Raw genomic sequence first — 19,755 nt, 5'->3', positions numbered from 1 at the left:
CATCGCAGCACCTTACGCCGGGTGAGGTGTTGCACTTCAGATTTGAGGCCGCCCGTCGTAAATGAAGGACAACAGGTTGCGGCCCTGAATGGCCGTGGCGACGCTCACGATGGCTCTCCCTCGTCGTAGTAGTCATCCCACCAGGAACTCGTGTCGACGCACAGTGAGTCCTGGACCATCTCAAGTTCTTCAGGGTTGTCGACCTGGCTGATGAACCTGCAGGTGAGTGGGTATGAGTCCTGGATGACCGCACCGTCACCTCTGCGCACGTCGCTGTTCGAGCCCCATTGAAGCTGGACGCCTACAGAGCCATACGCAGTGAACTGAATCTCCGCGTGGTCCATCGACGTCACCTCAATCTGATGAACGTCGACGTCGTCGATGCAATGATGCGTCGCGATTTCGTCGAGGGAGAGGATGGTGTCGCCGATGGCCTCACCGACCACGTCATCATGGACTCGCTCCTCGACCCTGCCGCACAGGAGCTTGCGGGCCTCGCCTGCACAGTCGAGGAAGGACTGAAGCGCCTCGCAGGCCGCCGACGCGTGCCGCTCGACGTCCTCCTGGCTCGAATCGAAAGAGTCCTCGTTCACATGCGTGAACTTGTTGAGTCGGTCGAGGGTCTTGAGCAGCGCTATGCGCTCTGCCGTGACATCGATGCCCAGTTCGTCCTCGACATACGTCGGGTCGAGGCCACCATGGACCACATAGCTGACCTTCTGCGCGCGCGTCACACGTCCGCCGTTCTTCTCGTCGGGCTCGAACCACGAAGTCGCCGTCACCTGGTGGTCCGGAGCCAACTCGACCAAGACGTGGCGAAACAGTTCCCGAAAGGATGCAGAGAAGTTGTTCAACCGCAGCGGGTTGGACGCCTCCTGCACGCTCTGCATCGTTGCGGCCAAGAGCTTGCGCTGGAAGTCGTTAGCCAGCCGCAGTTTGAGATTCTCAGCCAGCGCTAGAGCGGTCTGCATAGTGAAGTTCCGGAAATGGGCCGCCTTAGGCCGCCTTCTTGCCCTGGAAGGGCAACTGCAGTTCCTCCACGTCATACGTGAAATCGAGCGGCACCTGGATGGGCTTCTGCGCAGAGTCCTTCGCGTTGTAGACGTCCACGTCGGTTTTGAGCTGATAACAGTCGCCGACGATTTGCTGACGCCGCTGCGCGAAAGACCGCACGAAGTGGTCTCGAGGCGCTCGCGCGTCGTCCATGTCCGCCCAAAGCGACATCGTCTTGTCGCCGTTCTTGGAACGCACAGCGTGCATGGCGCGATATCGCTGGCCCTTGGCGTCAGTTCGGTATTCCTCACGGAACTGCTGGGCGATATCTGCCGCGATGGCATCGACGACGGTACGGACGCTGGGCTTGTGAAGCCCGTTGCGGTACGCCCACTCAGCCACCGCATGTGGATCGAGAAAGCCGTCGCCTCCGACCTCCGCCTGATAGCGCTCGACGTAGGACTTCACCTGATTCGCATAAGCCGACATAGCAGTTCCCAGCGCGTTGTTGTGATTACTCGGAGAACGAGCCCCAGCCATCAGCGTCAGCCGACGGCAGCACCAGCGCTCGCACCTTGACCTGGTGCTTGCGCAAGAAGTCATGGCGGCCCAGCTTGCGCTGGAGCTGCCCGACCACCAATCCCGGATGGACGTTGATTCGCTGTGCGAAGCGAAGCACCTTCTCCTCGGAAAAGTATGGCTGCACACGCGCGATGAAGTTCTCGAGTTCGGCCGACGAGACGCAGAACTCCGCCCCCGCCGCGTTGGCCTGTCGTTCGCACTCTGGCAGCTCCGCCTTGTCTTCGCCCACGTCGGTGTCGATGACGGCTTGGCTGTTGGCCTTCCCGTCCTCGCGCAGCACGTGTTCGATCTCGTGCCGCAGGACGAACCAGAAGTTGTCGATGCGGTCGAAGCGCAGCGTCATGCCGATGACCGGCTTGTCGCCCTCGAGCCAGAAGCAGGCACCGTCCATCTTGGAGCCGGCCATGGGCTCCACCAGTACGAGCCGAACACCGGCCTCAGCCAGGATACGAGGCACATGTCGCACCTCCTCCGGCGAGAGGGTGAACGCCTTGAGCTTATCCACCCCCGCCAGCAGCTTGGCGCGCGAGTAGGCGGGCGCCACCTGTTGGCTCGCCATAGCCTTCACACGGAACAGCCAAGCCAACTGCATCGGGTTGGCGTCCAAGTGCGCGCGGGTCTTCTTCGCGCTGTGGCAGAGCTCAGGCTCCGCCGACATGTCCGGGATGGAGAAGAATGCGCAAAAGCGCTGCTCCAGCACATCGACGTTTTCGCTGGCACGGACCCAACCGCGGCGGAGCATTTCCCGCACGGGGAACTTGTCATACAGCCGAGCCTTGCGCGCGACGTTGTCGTTGGGGAGTTTGACCTTGGAGAGCTGATATTGACTTTCCAGATTCATCCAATAGTCGGGCGACATGCCAAAGGCATCGGCCAAACCCTTGGCGGTTTCGGGCGTGATGGCGCGTTTCCCAGCGATGATCTCGCTAATTAAGCGCGGCGGTCGGTCAAGAATATCTGCCAACTCTTGCTGGCTCCACTCCCGCGCTTCCAGCTCCTCCCGCAGGAACTCTCCCGGCGGGAATACTTCAGCGGGCACGCGTGCGTTCATGGTTTCTCCAGTTTTTAGTGATAGTCGACAATTTCAACAATTCCGATGACTTTGCAGGGGTGGTTGCCCCGAATTTCCAAAACTAACCGCCACTGCAAATTCAGACGTATTGAATGTTGTCCTTCTCTGTTTCCCTTGAGCTTTTCAAAGTTCAGCGATCTCACAGCCAGAAAGTCGCGCTCATCCCTGAAGGCACGAATCTGCTGCATCCGTTTTCGATAGGCACGCACGACCTCCTGTGAGTGCCCAGCCGTGTACTGGGCATCGGTCTCCAGGCGGTCAAGATCGTGATCGTCGAACTCAACTTCCATGCGCCGAGTCTAGGGCGAATCTCGCGTAGATGCAAGTCCATCATTACACGTAGTGTAAAGACGGACGTTTTAGGAAGCGCCGGGGCGTGCAGCGGTGCTCGCCGCCAGGCCTGCGAACCTGCGTGCGTATGGAGTCGAAGCCGACGGGCACCGATTCCATGACTGCTTTGAGGCAACAAGTCCTAAAGGCCCGTCACTGCGCAGGTACCTGCCCCGCTACTTAGCACGCTGTGGATGACCGCTTGCGTCGCAAGCGGCGAAGACCCCTTATCGCCGTTCGGGGGTGCAGGCGAGCGGCAGGTGCACGTGGTGCAACTAGACCAGTCCACCCGGCAACAGGCCTGGCTTAGCAGTCCCACCAATCTTCTGCATGCGACCTTCGATCAGAGCACACCTGCGGTTGCACAGCTTGCTGACGATGTATGCCTCGATCTTCGGACAGCAATGCCACTGCTGCCCTTACCCGATCGCAAGCCTGGGAACCTTGGGCTCCCCGTTACAGCCACACCGAGCCCTCGGTTCTGATCCCTTTCTTGCCGGACTTTCCGGGAGACATGCCGATTCGGTGACCCTACCCTTTGCTCTCGAAAACGCCACCCAAGGTCGTACTTCGAGAAGGCCCACCGATGCAATTCGCACTCTCCCTACCGCGAGAAATGTCGATGCCAGCTCCGATCGACCGCGACGTGCGCCCCCCGACCGTGCAGACAGGCATCTGGATCGAGGAGCACGGCTGGCTGCACAGCCTTTTCAAGTCCCCGGACAACACGTCGCCGAAGTTCCGCTTCCCCGACCTCCTGGGTGCCTGCGTCTCGCTGGCCTTCCGCGACATGCCAAGCCAGCGCCGCATCGTCGAGTACTTGGTGACCCAACTGACGCTGCGCAACCCGAGAACCGAACGCCGCAGCTGCGACATCTGGGCGGTGCAGTTCGAGCTCGTCATGGCGGCGCATCGCGCGCCCTGGAACCGGTTCCCGAACCCGATGTTCGAGCTCGACCAGATCACGACGGCATGCGTCGCAGTGGCCATGTCACTTCCCGATGGTGACGCGCTGGTCCTCGGCCAGGCTCGCCTCAACCTGCGGGACCGCGCATCGCGCTCGCGCGGCCTGGAGTGCTGACGTGATGCCTTCCATGTCGAGTCGTCTCGTGCAGTGCGCCGTTGCGGCAGGCATGGCGGCGCCGTCGATCTGCATCGCATGCTGGTCCGACGCCGAGCGGCTCTATGGTGTCTCGTCCCACCTGCTCTACGCCGTCGCTCGGGCCGAATCCGACCTGCAGCCGGGTGCCATGAACCTCACGCACCGCGCCCGGACAGGGACCTACGACATCGGGCTGATGCAGATCAACAGCAGCCACCTGCCGAAGCTGGCCAGCCTCGGCATCTCGGAGAGCGATCTCCTCGAGCCCTGCACGAACATCAAGGTCGGTGCCTGGCTGCTCGCCGACTCGTTCGCCAGGCGCGGTGTCTCTTGGGATGCCGTGGGCGCCTACAACGCGTCCTGTACGCAACTCAAGGGTGATGACTGTGCGGCGGCGCGCTCGCGCTACGCATGGCGCGTCTACAGGCGCTTGCCCGGTGAACAGGACAAGTCCCGGTCACAGCAGGCCGCACCTGCAAGTCGAACTCCCCCTGCGTCACCAGCACCCGCGCCGTTCATCCTGTCCACGAGGGTCGCGCGATGATGAGCCGCCTTGCGGACCTGGCTGTGTCCACGACGTTTGCAGGCAGCCTGCTGCTTGCCAACACGTCCTGCGCTACTCGCCATCCCGACGGTGCGGCCACGTCGGCGCCAAGGTCCGAGACTCAGGTGCCCGGCGTGCAGCGCCTGGTGCAGTTCTCATTCGGCACCCAGGCCGCGTTCGGCGTCTGCGTCGAACCTGCCTGTCCTACGGTCACGCCGAAGACATTGGCCATGGCAGGCGCTGCTCCGATGCAGGCTGTCGCTCATCGCGTTACCTCGACACCGGATGGAGCGCGCGAGTCCGATTTGCCGACCGAGATGGCGCCCGTGCCATCGCCTGCGCCTTCGGCTGCGGTGCACCCTGTCGACAAGGCGGTCTTCAACATCGTCGTCGTCTTCCCGTTTGCATCTGCCCAACTGACAGCGCCGGCCCGGACTGCCTTGTCCGCATCGATCCGCCACGCGCGCCAGTCAGAACGCATCGTCATCTCGGGCCGGACGGATGACGTGGGCAACGACGAAGTCAACGAGTCGCTCGCCCTGGCGCGAGCCCTTTCCGTCCGCAACTACCTGCGCGACCAGGCCCCCGACCTAGCCGCCGTGATCTCCATCGACGCCAGGGGCCGCTGCTGCTTCGTGGCGCCCAACGAGACGGAAGACGGCCGATCGAAGAACCGGCGCGTCGAGATCGCGTTCTTCTCCCAGCGAGGCGGCTGATGGATCGCCCTGTTCTCAAACCCCTCAGGCCCCTCAGACCCGCCCCGGTCCCTCCAGAGGTGCTCTTCGCCGACGCGCTCACGCGCGGCGCGACGCAGCACACCTCGGCATCCCCGGACTCCAAGCGAAGGATCCGTCCCGGATGGAAAGCAACCATCGTCCGGTCCGAATCCTTCGCCCGCCTCCGGGCCATCCAGAAATCCACGACCGACCCCGTGATCGACCTGAGCTACCTGGCGGACGCGTGCCTCCAGATGGCCCTGGACGTCGGACCCGAGGCCATCGTGCAGCGCGCGTTGTCGGGCCTGCAGCCCCCGCGCACCAAGCCCTGAACCCTCAACCTCGATGGAGCCAGCTATGACCGCAGACTTCCCTACCCTCACTGTGCCCGCGCCCGCGCCCGCGCCCGTGCGCTCGCGCAAGCACCTGACCGTCGCCAGCCTGCTGGCGTTCCTGACGCTGGGGCTGATGGCCGCCTTCCCCAGCCACGCACTGGACCTCGTGGCCTTCGTCGGTATCGGCGGGCCGCTGGCCGCCGCCCTCGGGCAACTCGCCGCCTTGGCTCCCGGGGTCAAGGCCCTGGTCGGCTTCGTGGGATTCGTCGTGGCCTTCATCAGCCTCGCCGCCCTGCGCAACTTCGGGCCAGTGCTGTTCTACCTTGGCATGGCCATCTTCGGCGCCGTGGGCCTGACGATCGCCGGCGCCATCCTGGGCGCGGTCATCTGAGCGCCGCTGTCCATCACTGTGCAATCGGGGGGGTGCGATGCAATCGGACACCTACATTCCGCGCCGACTCGATGACCAGTGGAAGCTGGGCTTCTGGGACGCCGACGTCGCATTCCCCTTCGTCTTTGCGCTCTTCGTGGGCTACCTGTCCAGCAGCAAGGTCGGCTTCGCGCTCTGCGCAAGCGTCGGCCTGTTCCTCAGCCGCTGGGTCTCGCGCACCAAGGCGGACAAGCACCCGGCGTTCGCGATGCACTGGGCGTACTGGGCCCTGCCGACCAATCCGCTGACGGGCCTGAGGGCCACGCCGCCCTCGCACCTGCGCCGCATGGTCGGCTGAACCTGCGGAACACGGACCATGGACTTCGAACGTCACCAGAACGACCTGCGCGTGCAGCGCAAGGCGAACCGAACGCTGGGCGCCATCGTCGCCCTGCTCTCGCTGTGCCAGTTGCTGTCGCTGGGCGTCATCGCCGGCATGGTCGGCAGCGAGCGAACCATCATCGTGCCGCCCAGCATCGACAAGACCTTCTGGGTGACGCGGGACAAGGCGAGCACCGAGTACCTGGAACAGATGGCCGGGTTCATGACCTGGCTGGTCCTCGACGTGTCGCCGTCGACCATCGACTGGAAGCGCAACGTGCTTCTCAACTACGTCGCGCCGGACCGGCACGCGGCGATGAAGACACAGATGGATCTGGAGGCCGATCGGCTGCGCAGCAACAACGCATCGACCTCGTTCCTCATCCAGCAGCTCACCGCCAATGACAAGGATCAGTCGGTCCTCGTGATCGGCCGCCTGCGCCGGCAGATCAACGGCAGCGATGTCGGCGAGCCCGAGACGCGGGCCTACCAGACCCAGTTCGAGTACACGGGCGGCCGTGTGCATGTCAGGACCTTCAAGGAGGTGCCCTATGGTCAAGCCAGCCAGGCCCATCAGACTCGCCTCGGCGCTCCTGATCCCCGTCCTGTGGTTCGCTGAGCCGCGGATCGCCGACGCCCTGCAGGTGGTCGAGGCCACCGACGGGGTGACGGTCGAAGCCGTGCTGGCGATCAAGGAGCCGACCCGCATCCGCATCGATGGTGCGTCGATCACGAACGTGTTCGGCAACATCTACTCGAGCAACTGCGGCGCAGCGGTCTCGACGCAGCCGGGCACCGGCAGCACACCCGTACTGCCTCAGACCAATCCGGCCGGCGAGATCGTGCTGGAGTGCGATGCGGACAAGGGCGAGATCTATGTCCGACCCGTCGGCGGCCTGGGCAAGCCGGTCAACCTGTTCATCTCCTCGCAGCACGCGACCTACACCTTGCTGCTGCGCCGGTCGGACACGCCCGCCGACACGATCGTCATCCGCGACAGGACGCCGCGGCAGGCACGGGCCGACCAGGGAGCGTCCTTGCCAGCTTCTCGTCAATCCATCCACATCCGCTCGCTCAAGGCGATGCTGGTGGCGATGGCTTCCGACAGTGTGCCGACCGACGTCCGCGTGGAGGAAGTCAACCGGCCGATCCAGCTGTGGGTCGAAGCCCGCTTCGCGATGACCCGCGTCTACGAGGGTCGCGGCCTCGTCGGCGAGCGCTACCTCCTCACCAACATCAGCAACCAGAACATGGTGCTGGCCGAGCAGGAGTTCGACCGTGAGACAGGCGGCGTGCTGGCGGTCGCGATCGAGAACCACAACCTGCGCCCGGGTGACAGCACGACGGTCTTCGTGATCCGTCAGGGTGGCTGACCATGGGCCCGAGCATCAGGGACCGCGCGTCCACGCTCATCGAGCGGATGTCCCCGCGCGCGCGTCAGTGGGCGACCATCGGCGCCATCTCGGCCGTGGCCGTCGGCGTGCTGTGGACCGTGTTCGCGATGGGTTCTGGCGACTCGCCGCAACGCAGCGCGGCCGTGGCGGGCGCCGGCGATCTGAAGCCGACCAACGTGGACCTGATGGCGCCTGGCGCGCAGGTGCGCGAGGTAGAGGCCTGGGTCGGCCAGGCCGGCAAGAAGCTCGCGCAGTACGAGAGCGAGCGCGACGACCAGCGACGCATCAACCGAGAACGCAAGGAGGCCGAGGACAACCTGATGCGGCGTTTTGCCGATCTCGAAGCCCGCCTGAAGGCCTCTCCGGGTGAACCGGCCCCGGCCGCCTCGGCGCCGAATGCTGCTGCCCCTGCCGCGGCGAACCGCCTCCCGCCGGATGCAGCACTCGCTCGGTCCGCGCTGCCACCTCCGCCGCCGCCACCGCTGTCGACGTCACGAGCTGGCATGCCGCCGGGCACGCCATCCCAGGTGCCGCCCTTCGGAATCGACGCATCCGCTGCGCCGCCACAGCCGACGCTGGTCCGGGTAGCGATCGCCCAGCCAAAGGCAAGCGATGCCGCCCCTGAAGGATCGGGCAAGGCGGCCCCTCAGACCATCGACACGTACCTCCCCGTGAGCTTCACGCGCGGGGTCCTGCTCGGCGGCCTCGATGCGCCCACTGGCGGCCAGTCGCAGACCAACCCGCACCCCATCCTGATCCGTCTGTCGGACAACTCGGTGCTGCCCAACCGTTTCCGGGCCGAGTACCGTGAATGCTTCGTCATCGCAGCCGGCTACGGCGACATCAGCTCGGAGCGCGCCTACCTGCGCACCGAGTCGCTCTCCTGCGTGCGCGCCGACGGCACGGCGCTGGAGGTGCGGATCCAGGGCAGCGTGTACGGTGAGGACGGCAAGGTCGGCATGCGAGGCCGCCTCGTCACCAAGCAGGGCCAGATGCTGGCCAACGCCCTGATGGCCGGCGTGGTCAGCGGCATCGGACAGGGCATCTCGACTGCGAACACCACCTACAGCACCTCGGCGCTGGGTCAGGTCGCGACGACCGGTGGCAGCGACGCGCTCCGGGCCGGCCTGGGCAGCGGTGTCGGCAAGGCACTCGATCGCCTGGCGCAGTACTACATCAAGTTGGCCGAGCAGACCTTCCCGGTCATCGAGGTCGATGCCGGACGCGAGATCGACGTCGTCATCACGAAGGGCGTGCGCATCGAGGGTGTCGATACCGCCAAGGCCTCTCCTACGTCCTATCCGCGGCGAGCCGACCCGGCCGAGCGCTACATGAAGGTCAACGATGATGAAGACTGAAGCCCTCATGCGCCTGTCCGGCGCAGCGATCACGACTGCCGCGCTCACCTTCCTGTCGGCAACGGTCCAGGCCGCACCGAACGCGCAGGAGGCGCGCTTCCTCGCCACGCTGCAGAAGGCGAATCCCGGCACGAGGTTCACCTCCGTGCAGCAGAGTGCGGTTCCCGGCCTCTACGAGGTGTGGATGGGGCCGAACGTCGCCTACGTTTCCGCGCGCAGCCCGCGCTACTTCATCTTCGGGCGCGTCATGGACACCGTCACCATGACCGACCTGACCGGCCCCAAGCTCGCGCTCGCCGAGCGCATGCGTGCCGACACGGAAGTTGCCGCCGGCGCGCAGTCGGTTGCAGTGGACAGGCTGCCGATCGCGGATGCGATCAAGACGGTGCGCGGCACGGGCAGCCGCAGCCTTTATGTCTTCAGCGACCCGGCATGCGGCTTCTGCAAGCGCCTCGAGCCGGAGCTGGAGAGGCTGCAGGACGTGACGGTCTACACCTTCCTCGTCCCGTTCCAGGGTCGCGCGCTGCCGCAGGCCGTGTGGTGTTCGGCGGACCGGACGAAAGCCTGGCACGACCTGATGCTGCGCGGCGACGCAACTGCACTGGGTACCCAAGCCGACTGCACGACGCCGCTGGACCGCAATCTCCAACTCGCCCGGCAGCTGAGGGTCAACGGCACACCGACGCTGCTCTATGCCGACGGTCTGCGCACCGACGGCTATGTGGATGCGCAGGAAGTGGAACGCCGACTCGCCACTGCCGCGGGACGAAGCGGGGCGCAGGCGTCGGCCGGGACCGCGCAAGTCCAGGAGAAATCGCCATGAAGCTCCGCACCGACCCGTCCGCTGTCTGCGTCACTACGCTCTGCGCCGCGCTGCTTGCCGGCTGTTCCAGCATCACCGGCCTGGATGGTTCATCGCAGTACGCCTGCAAGGCGCCCGAAGGCGTCAAGTGCGACTCGGTCTCGGGCAACTACTACAACGCCCTCCAGAACAACCTGCCCGCGCAGCGCAAACCGACGGGCGCAAGAAGCCCGTCGGGCCTGCCGGAACCACAGGGCGCTCCTGCAGTCCGGAGCACTGCCCGCTCTGGCCCGGCATCGATCCCAACCGCGATCGGCGCCGGCGCCGCTGCCGAGGGGTCCACCTACCTGGCCACGCCGCTGCGGGCAGGTCCGCGCGTACTGCGGCTCTGGATCAAGCCCTGGGAGGACGCCGACCGCGACCTCAATGGCGAGAGCCTGGTGTACGTCCAGATCGATAACGGACGGTGGCTGGTCGATCACGTGCAGCGCCAGGCGCGCGATGCCTATGCGCCGATCCGGCCGACCCGACTTCCGACCTCGGCCGGCAAGGGTCCGTCACTTGACGCCCGGGACTCCGACACACGGCCCCATTTGCAGCAGCTGCAACAAGGCCAGGCCGCGCCCGAGGACGGATCGGCGGTCGCCCAGGCTCTGCGTGCACTCCAGGCGCGGCCCGCCACCCCTCCGGGCAACTGAGCATCGACATCGGGAGCACACATGCTGGCCACACTGCGCACAAGCCTGTTCGGCGAGGAAGGTGCCACCGAAGGCTTCACGGGCCTCTTCGGCCTGGGCGGCAAGGACGAGTCTCCGGCAGACCAGTTTGCCAGTTGGCTGCCCTACGTCGCGTACCTCGACGAAGAACAGCTCTTCGTCAATCGCGACGGCATCGGCTTCCTGCTGGAGATCATGCCGCAGTCGGGGGCCGACGACCGTATGGTCGAGGTCCTGATCTCGCTGTATGCCAACTGCCCGGCCGCCACCGGCATCCAGTTCCACCTGTTCGCATCACCGCACATCCGCCCCCAGTTGCGGCGCTACGCGAACCTGCGCATGGAAGACGCCGACCAGTTGAGCAAGGCACAGCGCTGGGGCCGGCCCGCCCGCAACGACAACCTGTTCCGGGTCCTGGCCCGCCGGCGCTTCGACCACCTGACCGCAGGCGCCCAGGACTCCCTGACGCAGGGCTTCCACTACACGATGCGGGACTTCCGGCTGATGATGAGCGTCACCCTGCAGGGCGACCCGTCCAACGTCGCACGCCGCGAGGAGATCGTCTCGCTGCGTGACGGCATGTCGACGACCCTGCGGTCGGCCTCGCTGCCGAACCGCGTCTGCGACGCCGCCGACCTCATCAACTGGTGCTCCCTGTTCCTGAACCCCGACCGGATCACGAACACCCACGCACCCGATCTCCACTACGACGACGGCCGCGAGATCCGCGACCAGATCGTCGATCACGACACGATCCAGGATGCGAGGGCCAACGGCCTGCACCTGTGGAAGGAAGGTGGCGACGCCGGACTGGATGTGCGCTTCTTCTCGATCAAGTCGTTCCCCGAACGCTTCGGCCTCTGGCAGATGGGGTCGCTCATTGGCGACCTGATGCAACCGGCGCTCCAGTACAACGCCCCGTTCCTGCTGACCATGGGCGTGCACGTCCTGGACCCGAACGCGACCCGGACCACGGTCACCGCCAACCACGTGCGGGCCACGCAGAACGCGGGCAGCAAGATGGCGGTGGTCATGCCCGATGTGGGCAAGAAGGCCCGCGACTGGACTGCCGCCGCCGACGTGATCGATGCCGGCGGCGCCATCGTGAGCCTGTATCACCAGCTCGCCCTGTTCACGCAGCCCGACAGGGCGGTTCAGGCCCAGGAGACTGCCAAGGCAATCTGGCGCGCACGGGGTTTCGAGCTGAACGCCGATGTGTACATGCACCGGCAGGCCCTGATCGCGAGCCTGCCGATGACGATGTCGCCCCGCTTCCACGGTGATCTCCGCAAGATGCGCCGTGTCACGCGCAAGACCATGGGCAACGCCATCCATCTGGCGCCGCTCATCGCCGAATGGCGCGGCACGCGCACGCCCACGATGCTGTTCGGCGGACGCCGGGGCCAGCTGATGACGCTGGACGTCTACGACAACGACCTGGGCAACTACAACTTCGCCGTCATCGGCGCGCCAGGCTCCGGCAAGTCGGTCCTGATGAACGAGATGGCCTGGTCCTACCGCTCGATCGGTGCCCGGGTGTGGATGCTGGACCTCGGCCGCTCCTTCGAGAAGCTCTGCAAGAAGGCGGGCGGCACCTACATCGAATTCCGGTCCGACTCGAAGATCAACCTCAATCCGTTCAGCGTCGTCACGGACGAGTGTGTCGCGGCCGATGGCACGGTGGAAGGGGGCATCAACGAAGACATCGACATGCTCAAGCCGGCGCTGGCCAAGATGTGCTCCATGGGCCGGACGCTCGAGGAAGTGCAGCTCAAGGCCCTGGGGGCGATGGCGCTCAAGCTCTACAAGGAATACGGGCGCGATCTGACGATCACCGGCCTGCGTGACGCCTTCAAGACCGGCAGCATGCCCGAGCTCGGCCTGAACGGCGATCAGCGCGTCAAGGACCTGGCCGTCATGCTGAACCCGTACACCCGCGACGGCGAGTACGCCCGCTTCTTCGAAGGCCGCAACAACATCGACTTCTCGAACGACTTCATGGTCATCGAGAACGAGGAGCTCAAGCGCAAGCCGGAACTGCACGCCGTCGTCAACATCCTGTTGATGTACCAGATCACGGGGCAGATGTACCTGTCCCGCGACCGCAAGAAGGTGCTGTTCATCGACGAGCTGAAGCAGCAACTCGGTGACATCGGCTCGGACGACCCGGTGAAGGCCGCCGTCGTCGAGGAAGCCGCGCGCCGGGCACGCAAGTACGGCGGCGCGCTCGGCACCGCGACCCAGAGCGCCGACGACTTCTACGGCTCGGCCCAGATGGAGGCGGCGCTGAACTGCTCGGACTGGGTCTTCCTGCTGCGCCAGAAGGCCGAGTCGATCGAACTACTCGGCCGGCGCGGCCGCATCACGATGGACGAGTCGAAGAAGCGACTGCTGCAGTCCCTGCGCACCGAACCCGGCGTCTTCTCGGAGTGCTACGTGTCGTCCCCGGTCGGCGAGGGCGTCGCACGCAACATCCTCGACCCGTTCAGCCATCTGCTGTTCAGCAACAAGCTGGAGGACAACGCGCCGCTGGACGAACTGCGCAGCGCTGGCCTCTCGATCGACGACGCCATCACCGAACTGCTTCGCCGCCGGGGGCACAGCGTATGAAGCAGACACTGCTCGGTGGCGCCATGACGGTGTGCGTCTCCGTGCTCGTCACGGCCTGCGGCCTGCTGGCCTACGACCGCCTCGTGGTGCGGCCTGCGCAGGTCATCGGGGTGGTCGATGTCGCCGAGATCTACCGGCTCAAGGAAGCCGAGTTCGCCGCTCTGATGACGCGCGGCAACTCGGATGCGGACCGGCAGCAGGCCATGGACCTGGCGACCAGCTTCGCGCGGCGGCTGCCCCGGGCACTCGAGGAATTGCCCGCGGACTGTCGCTGCCTCGTGGTGCTGAAGAGCGCAGTGGCCGGGCCTACTGCACGCACGCTCGATCTGACGCCAGTGCTGAAGACCAAGGTGGATGCTCGATGAACGCCACCACACGCCCCGGTCTGCGCCACGGCAGATTTCTGGCCTGGCTGGGCGCCGGTGCCCGAACAGTGATCGCCGACGCCAGGCGGCACCGGCTGGTGTTCGTCGCCTTCGGTGCTATCTGGGCACTGGCGCTGACCCGCGTCTTCATCCACCACACGCCGATCCTTCCCGTCCTCTTCAACTGGACGGCCAGCCTCCCCTACCGGATCGTCGTGGTCGATCACGGGCCCATGCCGCTGGCGCGCGGCGACCTCATCGTCTACGCCTTCGATGGCGAAGCCGCGGAGCGCGACTACCCGGGCCTGAAGCGACAGCCCTTCTTCAAGCGGATCGTCGGCGTCGCTGGCGATGTGGTCACCGTCGACGGTCGCGACGTGTTCATCAACGGCCTGCAAGTGGGCCGGGCCAAGACCCACACCTTCGACCGCCGGCCGCTGGACCCGATTGCGCCCACTGTCATCCCGCCTGGCCATGTCTACGTGCAGGGCACCAGCGCCGACAGCTTCGATTCGCGCTACCGCAGCAGTGGCTTGGTCAGCACGGCTGACGTCGTGGCGCGAGTGCGGCCGCTGCTCTGAGGAGAACGTCGTGAGCCTTCTGACACGCGCCGCCTTGCTGTTTGCCATGCTGTCGATCCTGACGACCCCGGCACCCGCGCATGCCCAGGGCGACACCGCGGCGATCGAAGGCGACCTGCCGATCGAGTCCTACCTGTCCCTGCTGTCCCAGGTCGCCCCTGCAGCGCGCGACGGTGCAGAGGCTTACATGGCGGCATTCCGCAAACGCTGCGGCCGTGCCCTGCAGACCGTCGAACTGCGCCGCGCCTTTGCCGAAGGCAGCGGCGATCCCACCCTGATGGCGATGGTGCGAGCCACCCATCAGAAAGACACGGCGGCCGTGCAGCGCTTCGGCGCCACGATCGCCTGCCCCAGGGGCTGAGATGCGCTGGCGCACCGTATCGGTCAGGGCTGTGGCCATCGGCTGGGCCCTGGTCGCGTGCGGTCTGGGCCAGGCCGAGAACCTCGGCAGGATCGGCCCGACCTACCCCATCGCCGAGCAGAACCTTCTCGACCACATCATGACTCGGCTGCGTGAGAAGGAGCGCAGCGGAGAACTCGCGAAGTTCGAGCAACTGGCCCGGGCGCGGGCCAGCGAGTCCGTGCTGAACCCCAAGCCCGTGCCGGGCCTGCGCCTCAGCGAGGTGCCGCGCACCTACTACTTCGATCCGAGCTTCACGCTCGATCGAAACGTCGTCGACGAGACCGGCGCCGTGCTGTTTCCGGCCGGCCTGCGCAAGAACCCGCTCGACGTGGTGTCCCTGTCCAAGCACCTGCTGTTCTTCGACGCCCGTGACGCACGCCAGATCGCGAAGGCGCGGGAGCTGATCGCGCGCTACCAGGGCCGCGTCAAGCCGATCCTGGTCGGTGGCAGCTACATCGACCTCATGAAGGCCTGGAACACGCCTGTGTACTACGACCAGGAGGGAACGCTCGTCCGCAAGCTGGGCATCACGGGCGTCCCGGCCATCGTCTCGCAGGAGGGTTCCAGGCTGCGCATCGACGAGGTGACCGTGCGATGAAGACCGCTCTCAGACCCCTGCTCTGTGCCCTGCTCTGCCTGGCATCGTTCTGCGCTCCGGCTGCGTCGATCGCCACATGCACGGGGCGCTTTCCGAATCCGATCACCGATATCTGCTGGTCCTGCATCCTGCCTCTGTCGATCGGAGGCGCCACCATCGGCAACTTCGGTGGCCAGGAGGACAACGGGAACCCGGGTACGCCGGTCTGCAGTTGCGGCGTCAACCCGACCATCGGCCTGTCGGTGGGCTTCTGGGAGCCCGCCCGCCACGTCGAGGTCGTGCGCAAGCCCTTCTGCCTGCCATCTCTCGGCGGCCTGAACCTCGACCCCGGCATTGCCGCACCGGAAGCTGCACGTTTCACTCGCCCCGAGGGCGATGGCGACGGTGGCAGCTTCTACCAGGCCCACTTCTACGTGAACCCGGTCCTGTACTGGCTCGAGGTCGTGACCGACTTCCCCTGTCTGGAACGCGGCAGCTTCGACCTCGCGTATCTGACCGAGGTGGATCCGCTGTGGAACGACGATGAACTGACGTTGCTGCTGAACCCGGACGCCGTCCTGTTCGCGAACCCGGTGGCGATCGCAGCCTGTGCTGCCGACTGCGTGGCCGCGACCGTGGGCTTCGGCCTCAACACCCTCTTCTGGTGTGCTGGCTGCCAGGGCGCCATCTACCCGATGGACGGCCAGGTCCCGTACCACGTGGGCGGCGTGCGTTCAGCCGCCCTGCTCAGTCAACGCCTCACAGCAAAGATGCACCGCGAGCTGCTGGCCTGGGGATGGCACGGCACGCCGGGGCTCTGCGGGCCGTACCTCGAACCGATCATGGACAAGACGGCCTACAAGACCCAGCTGACTTACCCGACGCCCACCACCGACAAGATCGACGGCAAGTGCTGCCAGCCCTTCGGCCGAACCACCGTGCTGTGGGGCGCCGGCAAGGAGTTCCCGGTCCGCGGCGAGGACTTCGCCTTCATGCTCTTCCGAAAGAGGAACTGCTGTGTGGGCTACTGACCGCACCGCGTCCTGGCCCCAGCGCGCGCGCAGCACCTGCATGGCAGGCCTGTGCGCGATCCTGCCGATCTCGTCGAGCGCACAGCCTGCGCAAGCTCCGAAGCCGATCGTCTCCGAGGCCGATGTCGCGCGAGCGGCGAAGTCGCAGCCGGTGATCACCGACCAGGACATCGAGCGGGCAGCGAAGAAGAACCGCATGCCCACCGTCGCAGAACTGGCCCGCGTGCCAGTGCCGGCGGCCCCGAGGCTCGATGCCCTGCCCCAGCCGCTGACCCAGCGGCGGATCGATCTCGGCGCGATCGCGAAGGGCTACGAGGCGATGGGCCAGCCGGCGCCCGGCGCGGCCACCATCAACGAGGCGCCGGCTCTGCTGGTGTTCGTCAGCTTCTCCATGCCCGACGCGACCCTGGCCCGGCTCGTCGACCAGGCCGCCCGCGCACGGGCGACGCTGGTTCTTCGCGGGCTTGTGGATGGCTCGCTGCAGAAGACCGTCCTGCGCGCACAAGCCCTGATCGGGCAGCGCAAGGTCGGCTTCCAGATCGATCCGCAGGCCTTCGACAGGTTCTCGATCTCCGCCACACCGACCTTCGTGCTCCTGAAGGCGGGAGCCGTCGCAGCGCCGTGCGCCGCCGGTACGTGCTTCCCGGCATCGAGCTTCGTGGCGGCCGCCGGCGACGTCAGCATCGACTACGCACTCGAGTACTTCAGGCGTACGGCGCCGTCGTTCAGCCGGGATGCCGGGGTCGTGCTTGCGGCGCTGAAGAAGGGGCAGCCATGAAGTTCAGACGCTTCGTCGTGTGGCTGATGATCTCCTCGTTCTTGCTCGCGCGGATCGAGGTTTTCGCCCAGTCGCATGAACAGGGAGTGGCCGCCGGCACGGCCGCCAACGCAGTGATCCGGGGACTGGTCAACGCACCCAGCGCCACCGCGGTCGTGCCCGGCTACACGAATGCGCCTCCGGAGACCGCCTACGCCGGCAGGCCGAGCCTGGGCGCCGACGCCAATGCCAAGCTCGCCGCGTGTGTACTGACACCGAACGACCCGACCTGCCAGGCGCTGCGCACCGCGGTCAACTCGGCCAACACGCCCCGTCCAGCCATCGGTGCGAACGACCCGGCCGTGGCCGCCGCGAGTCGCATCGCACGCAATCCTTCGATCGATCTTGGCAGCCTGGCCGCGTACTACAGCGGTTGCACCACCAGCGAAGTCGCCACGCCTGCCGGCACGACCACGAAGCTCTGCCAGATCTACAGCGGCATCGGCAACTTCACGACTCGGCGTGATCTGAGCGTCGAGGTCGAACTCGTTCCGAGCTGCACCGCTGGCGACTGGTTCGCTCATGGCGAAGCCCACCGCAATGGCGCCGACTACATGGTTGCCGACGCCCAGTGCCGTATCCGCGCCGACAACCAGCAGCGTTTCCGGCTATATGCGGCCGGTGGACGCGGCGCATGCATCGGGTGGCAGGAGGTGGACCTGCCGACCGATCCGATCACAAGCCCTCGTTTCGTCACGGACCTCTCCCCCCACTGGGCCGGCTACTGCTGGAGTCCGTTCAAGGTCGTGCTGGCCGCAGGATCGGGCTGCACGGCGGGCAACTGCAACTACCAGTTCCAGTTCGGCACCCCGATATACGCCTGCCCTGCCGGCAGCGTGAGTGGCAACACCCTCAACGCCTACTGGGATGGCGAGAACCTGTCGCCCGGTCCCGCCGACCAGTGCTTCACGGTCTCCGCTCCGGACCCCGACTCGGGCTGCACCGCAGGATCGACCCCGGTCTTCTCCGACACGGGCATGCAATGCGCGGCCTCCACCGGCGGCGCGACGCTGACAGGTGCATCCGGCTGGACCATCCCGCTGGCCTTCCAGCGCCCGACGATGAACCAGATCGAGACCGACGTCTGGGTCGACAAGAGCGCGGCACTTCAACCCGGCGGCCGCTGCACCGTGACGACGGCTGACCGGTGCATCGACGGACCCGGCACCAAGATCATCGACGGTCGCGAAGTGACGCGGGACTGCTGGTCCTACGAAAGAACCTTGACCTGCACCGGCGCAGCACCACTCGACGAGTGTGCGCCGCTGGTGGCGCAGGGTTGCACGCCGGGCGCCAGCACCTGCACACGGACCCACCCCGTGACGGGCGTCTGCGAGGTCCGGCAGAACAGCTACAGCTGCCCGTCGGCAGCCCAGACCGTCACGACCGCCTCGAACTGCCCCAGCAACGTGTTCTGCCTGGGCGCGAGCTGCTTCAACACCAGCTACACCAACGACGCGGACTTCGCCCGGTCGATGTCGATGCTGGAGGCCAGCCGCGAGGCCGGCGTGTACCTCGACACCAACCTGATGCAGGTCTTCAAGGGCGAGGCCAACCGCTGCCGCGACAAGCTGCTGAAGAACTGCTGCTACTCCGACGGCGCCGGCCGCGGCATGACGAACCAGAGCGTCTTCGGCAGCGGCACGCGCCTGGTCTACGACATCCTGATGAACTCCGAGAACAGGGAGTTCGTCATGCAGGGCATGAGTGCCCTGCTGACGAGCGCCGGCTTCAGCGGCACCTTCAGCACCTACGGGTTCACGATCGCTGTCAACGGCGCGGCGCTCCCGGCGGGGTCCACAGTCCTCTATTCCTCTTCCGCGGTAGCGGGCGAAGGCGTCGTGGTCGCGTTCGACCCCTGGTCCTTGGTGATCGCCGTGATCATCTACGTCATCCTGTCGATGATGGCGTGCAACGAGGAGGAGGGCCGCCTGGCGCTCAAGGAAGGCGCGAGCCTGTGCCACAGCGTCGGCACCTACTGCTCGTCGTGCCTGCGCGTGCTGGGCATCTGCGTGTCCTGCGTCGAACGCACGACCTCCAAGTGCTGCTTCAACTCGATGCTGGCGCGCATCGTCAACGAGCAGGGGCGTATCCAGGTCGGCAAGGGCTGGGGCGGATCAGAGAGTCCGGACTGCAGCGGGTTCACCGTCGCGCAACTCCAGTCGCTCGACTTCGCGGCGATGGACTTCACCGAGTTCTATGCCTCGCTGGTGCCGACCAGTCCGAACGTGGCCACCCTGCAGACCAACAGCGCGTCCCGCGTTCCGGCCTGCTATTACGGCCAAGGGAGGTGTCAGTGAAGTCCATTCTCGCCCTCGTGGCCATCGTCTCGCCCCTGGTCGCAGGCGCGCAGAGCGGTTCAACCCGCGTGCCCGTCGATGACGTTCGCGTCCTGCTCATCTCCGCCATCGATTCGCCCACAGGGCAGGCGCAAGGCGTACTGACCGGCCAGATGGCCAGTCTCATCACCGACCGCTTCAAGGCAGCTGGGCCGATCCTCATCGACGTGACCACCGAGCGCCGTTACCGCCAGCCGGGATGCAGCCGTCTGAAGCTGACCTTCTCGCAGGACGGCGTCAACCTGCCGGGTGCATCCGGCCCCGAGCGCAAGACCGTCGACATCGGCCTGAACTACTGCCGCGACGGCACGCCCCCGAAGTCGCTTTCCTGAGGTGC

Annotated in this window: 24 protein-coding genes; 20 read left to right on the top strand and 4 right to left on the bottom strand. The window is 66.1% G+C overall.

The features are described 5' to 3' along the window. Positions 1-104: 104 nt before the first annotated feature. The 4 genes from Q0654_RS20625 to Q0654_RS20610 are packed head-to-tail and all read right to left on the bottom strand — an operon-like array spanning position 105 to position 2,937. Entirely contained in the window at positions 105-971 is an 867-nt protein-coding gene (locus Q0654_RS20625) for a hypothetical protein (protein WP_298856912.1), read from the bottom strand. A gap of 25 nt (positions 972-996) precedes the next feature. Further along, complete coding sequence (locus Q0654_RS20620; RefSeq protein ID WP_298856911.1) at positions 997-1,482, bottom strand: hypothetical protein; 486 nt, start codon at positions 1,480-1,482, stop codon at positions 997-999. Positions 1,483-1,507: 25 nt separating this feature from the next. Continuing rightward, positions 1,508-2,626: a HigA family addiction module antitoxin gene (locus tag Q0654_RS20615; protein WP_298856910.1), complete on the bottom strand. Its 1,119-nt coding sequence runs from the start codon at positions 2,624-2,626 to the stop codon at positions 1,508-1,510. Positions 2,627-2,640: 14 nt separating this feature from the next. Beyond that, positions 2,641-2,937 carry a type II toxin-antitoxin system RelE/ParE family toxin gene (locus tag Q0654_RS20610; RefSeq protein WP_298856909.1) on the bottom strand — a complete coding sequence of 99 codons (297 nt, stop codon included), beginning with the start codon at positions 2,935-2,937 and terminating at the stop codon, positions 2,641-2,643. A 626-nt stretch (positions 2,938-3,563) separates the two neighbouring features. Between Q0654_RS20610 and Q0654_RS20605 the strand changes: the two genes are divergently transcribed. The 20 genes from Q0654_RS20605 to Q0654_RS20510 all read left to right on the top strand — a co-directional run bounded on the left by Q0654_RS20605 (position 3,564) and on the right by Q0654_RS20510 (position 19,750). After that, positions 3,564-4,058 carry a hypothetical protein gene (locus Q0654_RS20605; protein ID WP_298856908.1) on the top strand — a complete coding sequence of 165 codons (495 nt, stop codon included), beginning with the start codon at positions 3,564-3,566 and terminating at the stop codon, positions 4,056-4,058. Between the two features lie 13 nt (positions 4,059-4,071). Further along, a complete protein-coding gene (locus Q0654_RS20600; protein WP_298856907.1) occupies positions 4,072-4,623 on the top strand; it encodes a lytic transglycosylase domain-containing protein in 552 nt (183 codons plus the stop codon). After that, positions 4,620-5,339, top strand: coding sequence for an OmpA family protein (locus Q0654_RS20595; protein WP_298856906.1), 720 nt, complete (start codon positions 4,620-4,622; stop codon positions 5,337-5,339). The genes Q0654_RS20600 and Q0654_RS20595 overlap by 4 nt, the downstream gene beginning before the upstream one ends. Positions 5,340-5,398: 59 nt before the next feature. Then, positions 5,399-5,671 (top strand): hypothetical protein, encoded by a 273-nt coding sequence (locus Q0654_RS20590; protein WP_298856904.1) that lies wholly within the window; start codon positions 5,399-5,401, stop codon positions 5,669-5,671. Between the two features lie 25 nt (positions 5,672-5,696). Then, a complete protein-coding gene (locus tag Q0654_RS20585) occupies positions 5,697-6,065 on the top strand; it encodes a hypothetical protein (RefSeq protein ID WP_298856902.1) in 369 nt (122 codons plus the stop codon). A gap of 37 nt (positions 6,066-6,102) precedes the next feature. Beyond that, positions 6,103-6,402: a type IV conjugative transfer system protein TraL gene (gene traL / locus Q0654_RS20580; RefSeq protein WP_298856901.1), complete on the top strand. Its 300-nt coding sequence runs from the start codon at positions 6,103-6,105 to the stop codon at positions 6,400-6,402. 18 nt (positions 6,403-6,420) lie between these two features. Beyond that, positions 6,421-7,044: a type IV conjugative transfer system protein TraE gene (gene traE, locus Q0654_RS20575; protein WP_298856899.1), complete on the top strand. Its 624-nt coding sequence runs from the start codon at positions 6,421-6,423 to the stop codon at positions 7,042-7,044. After that, entirely contained in the window at positions 6,977-7,798 is an 822-nt protein-coding gene (locus tag Q0654_RS20570) for a type-F conjugative transfer system secretin TraK (protein ID WP_298856898.1), read from the top strand. Before traE ends, Q0654_RS20570 begins: the two co-directional genes overlap by 68 nt. A 2-nt stretch (positions 7,799-7,800) precedes the next feature. Then, entirely contained in the window at positions 7,801-9,177 is a 1,377-nt protein-coding gene (locus Q0654_RS20565; protein ID WP_298856897.1) for a TrbI/VirB10 family protein, read from the top strand. Then, positions 9,167-10,000 (top strand): DsbC family protein, encoded by an 834-nt coding sequence (locus Q0654_RS20560; protein ID WP_298856896.1) that lies wholly within the window; start codon positions 9,167-9,169, stop codon positions 9,998-10,000. Before Q0654_RS20565 ends, Q0654_RS20560 begins: the two co-directional genes overlap by 11 nt. Beyond that, on the top strand, positions 9,997-10,677 hold the full coding sequence (gene traV, locus Q0654_RS20555) for a type IV conjugative transfer system lipoprotein TraV (protein ID WP_298856895.1): 681 nt from the start codon (positions 9,997-9,999) through the stop codon (positions 10,675-10,677). The genes Q0654_RS20560 and traV overlap by 4 nt, the downstream gene beginning before the upstream one ends. 21 nt (positions 10,678-10,698) lie before the next feature. Beyond that, entirely contained in the window at positions 10,699-13,305 is a 2,607-nt protein-coding gene (gene traC / locus Q0654_RS20550) for a type IV secretion system protein TraC (protein WP_298856894.1), read from the top strand. Then, a complete protein-coding gene (locus tag Q0654_RS20545; protein ID WP_298856893.1) occupies positions 13,302-13,670 on the top strand; it encodes a hypothetical protein in 369 nt (122 codons plus the stop codon). The genes traC and Q0654_RS20545 overlap by 4 nt, the downstream gene beginning before the upstream one ends. Further along, on the top strand, positions 13,667-14,251 hold the full coding sequence (traF, locus tag Q0654_RS20540) for a conjugative transfer signal peptidase TraF (protein WP_298856892.1): 585 nt from the start codon (positions 13,667-13,669) through the stop codon (positions 14,249-14,251). The genes Q0654_RS20545 and traF overlap by 4 nt, the downstream gene beginning before the upstream one ends. Positions 14,252-14,261: 10 nt before the next feature. Then, entirely contained in the window at positions 14,262-14,612 is a 351-nt protein-coding gene (locus Q0654_RS20535; protein WP_298856891.1) for a hypothetical protein, read from the top strand. A 1-nt stretch (position 14,613) separates the two neighbouring features. Further along, on the top strand, positions 14,614-15,252 hold the full coding sequence (traW, locus tag Q0654_RS20530) for a type-F conjugative transfer system protein TraW (RefSeq protein ID WP_298856890.1): 639 nt from the start codon (positions 14,614-14,616) through the stop codon (positions 15,250-15,252). Further along, positions 15,249-16,262, top strand: a complete 1,014-nt coding sequence (traU, locus tag Q0654_RS20525) for a conjugal transfer pilus assembly protein TraU (RefSeq protein ID WP_298856889.1) — start codon at positions 15,249-15,251, stop codon at positions 16,260-16,262. The genes traW and traU overlap by 4 nt, the downstream gene beginning before the upstream one ends. Before the next feature lie 151 nt (positions 16,263-16,413). Beyond that, complete coding sequence (trbC, locus tag Q0654_RS20520; RefSeq protein ID WP_298856888.1) at positions 16,414-17,040, top strand: type-F conjugative transfer system pilin assembly protein TrbC; 627 nt, start codon at positions 16,414-16,416, stop codon at positions 17,038-17,040. Positions 17,041-17,066: 26 nt separating this feature from the next. Beyond that, positions 17,067-19,379: a type-F conjugative transfer system mating-pair stabilization protein TraN gene (traN, locus tag Q0654_RS20515; protein ID WP_298856915.1), complete on the top strand. Its 2,313-nt coding sequence runs from the start codon at positions 17,067-17,069 to the stop codon at positions 19,377-19,379. Further along, positions 19,376-19,750: a hypothetical protein gene (locus Q0654_RS20510; RefSeq protein ID WP_298856887.1), complete on the top strand. Its 375-nt coding sequence runs from the start codon at positions 19,376-19,378 to the stop codon at positions 19,748-19,750. Before traN ends, Q0654_RS20510 begins: the two co-directional genes overlap by 4 nt. Positions 19,751-19,755: the final 5 nt, after the last annotated feature.

The sequence above is a fragment of the uncultured Aquimonas sp. genome (assembly GCF_937888285.1).
Classification (GTDB): Bacteria; Pseudomonadota; Gammaproteobacteria; order Xanthomonadales; family Xanthomonadaceae; genus Aquimonas.
Note: the sequence above shows the minus strand (reverse complement) of the source record. Positions and strands in the feature narration are given on the sequence as shown.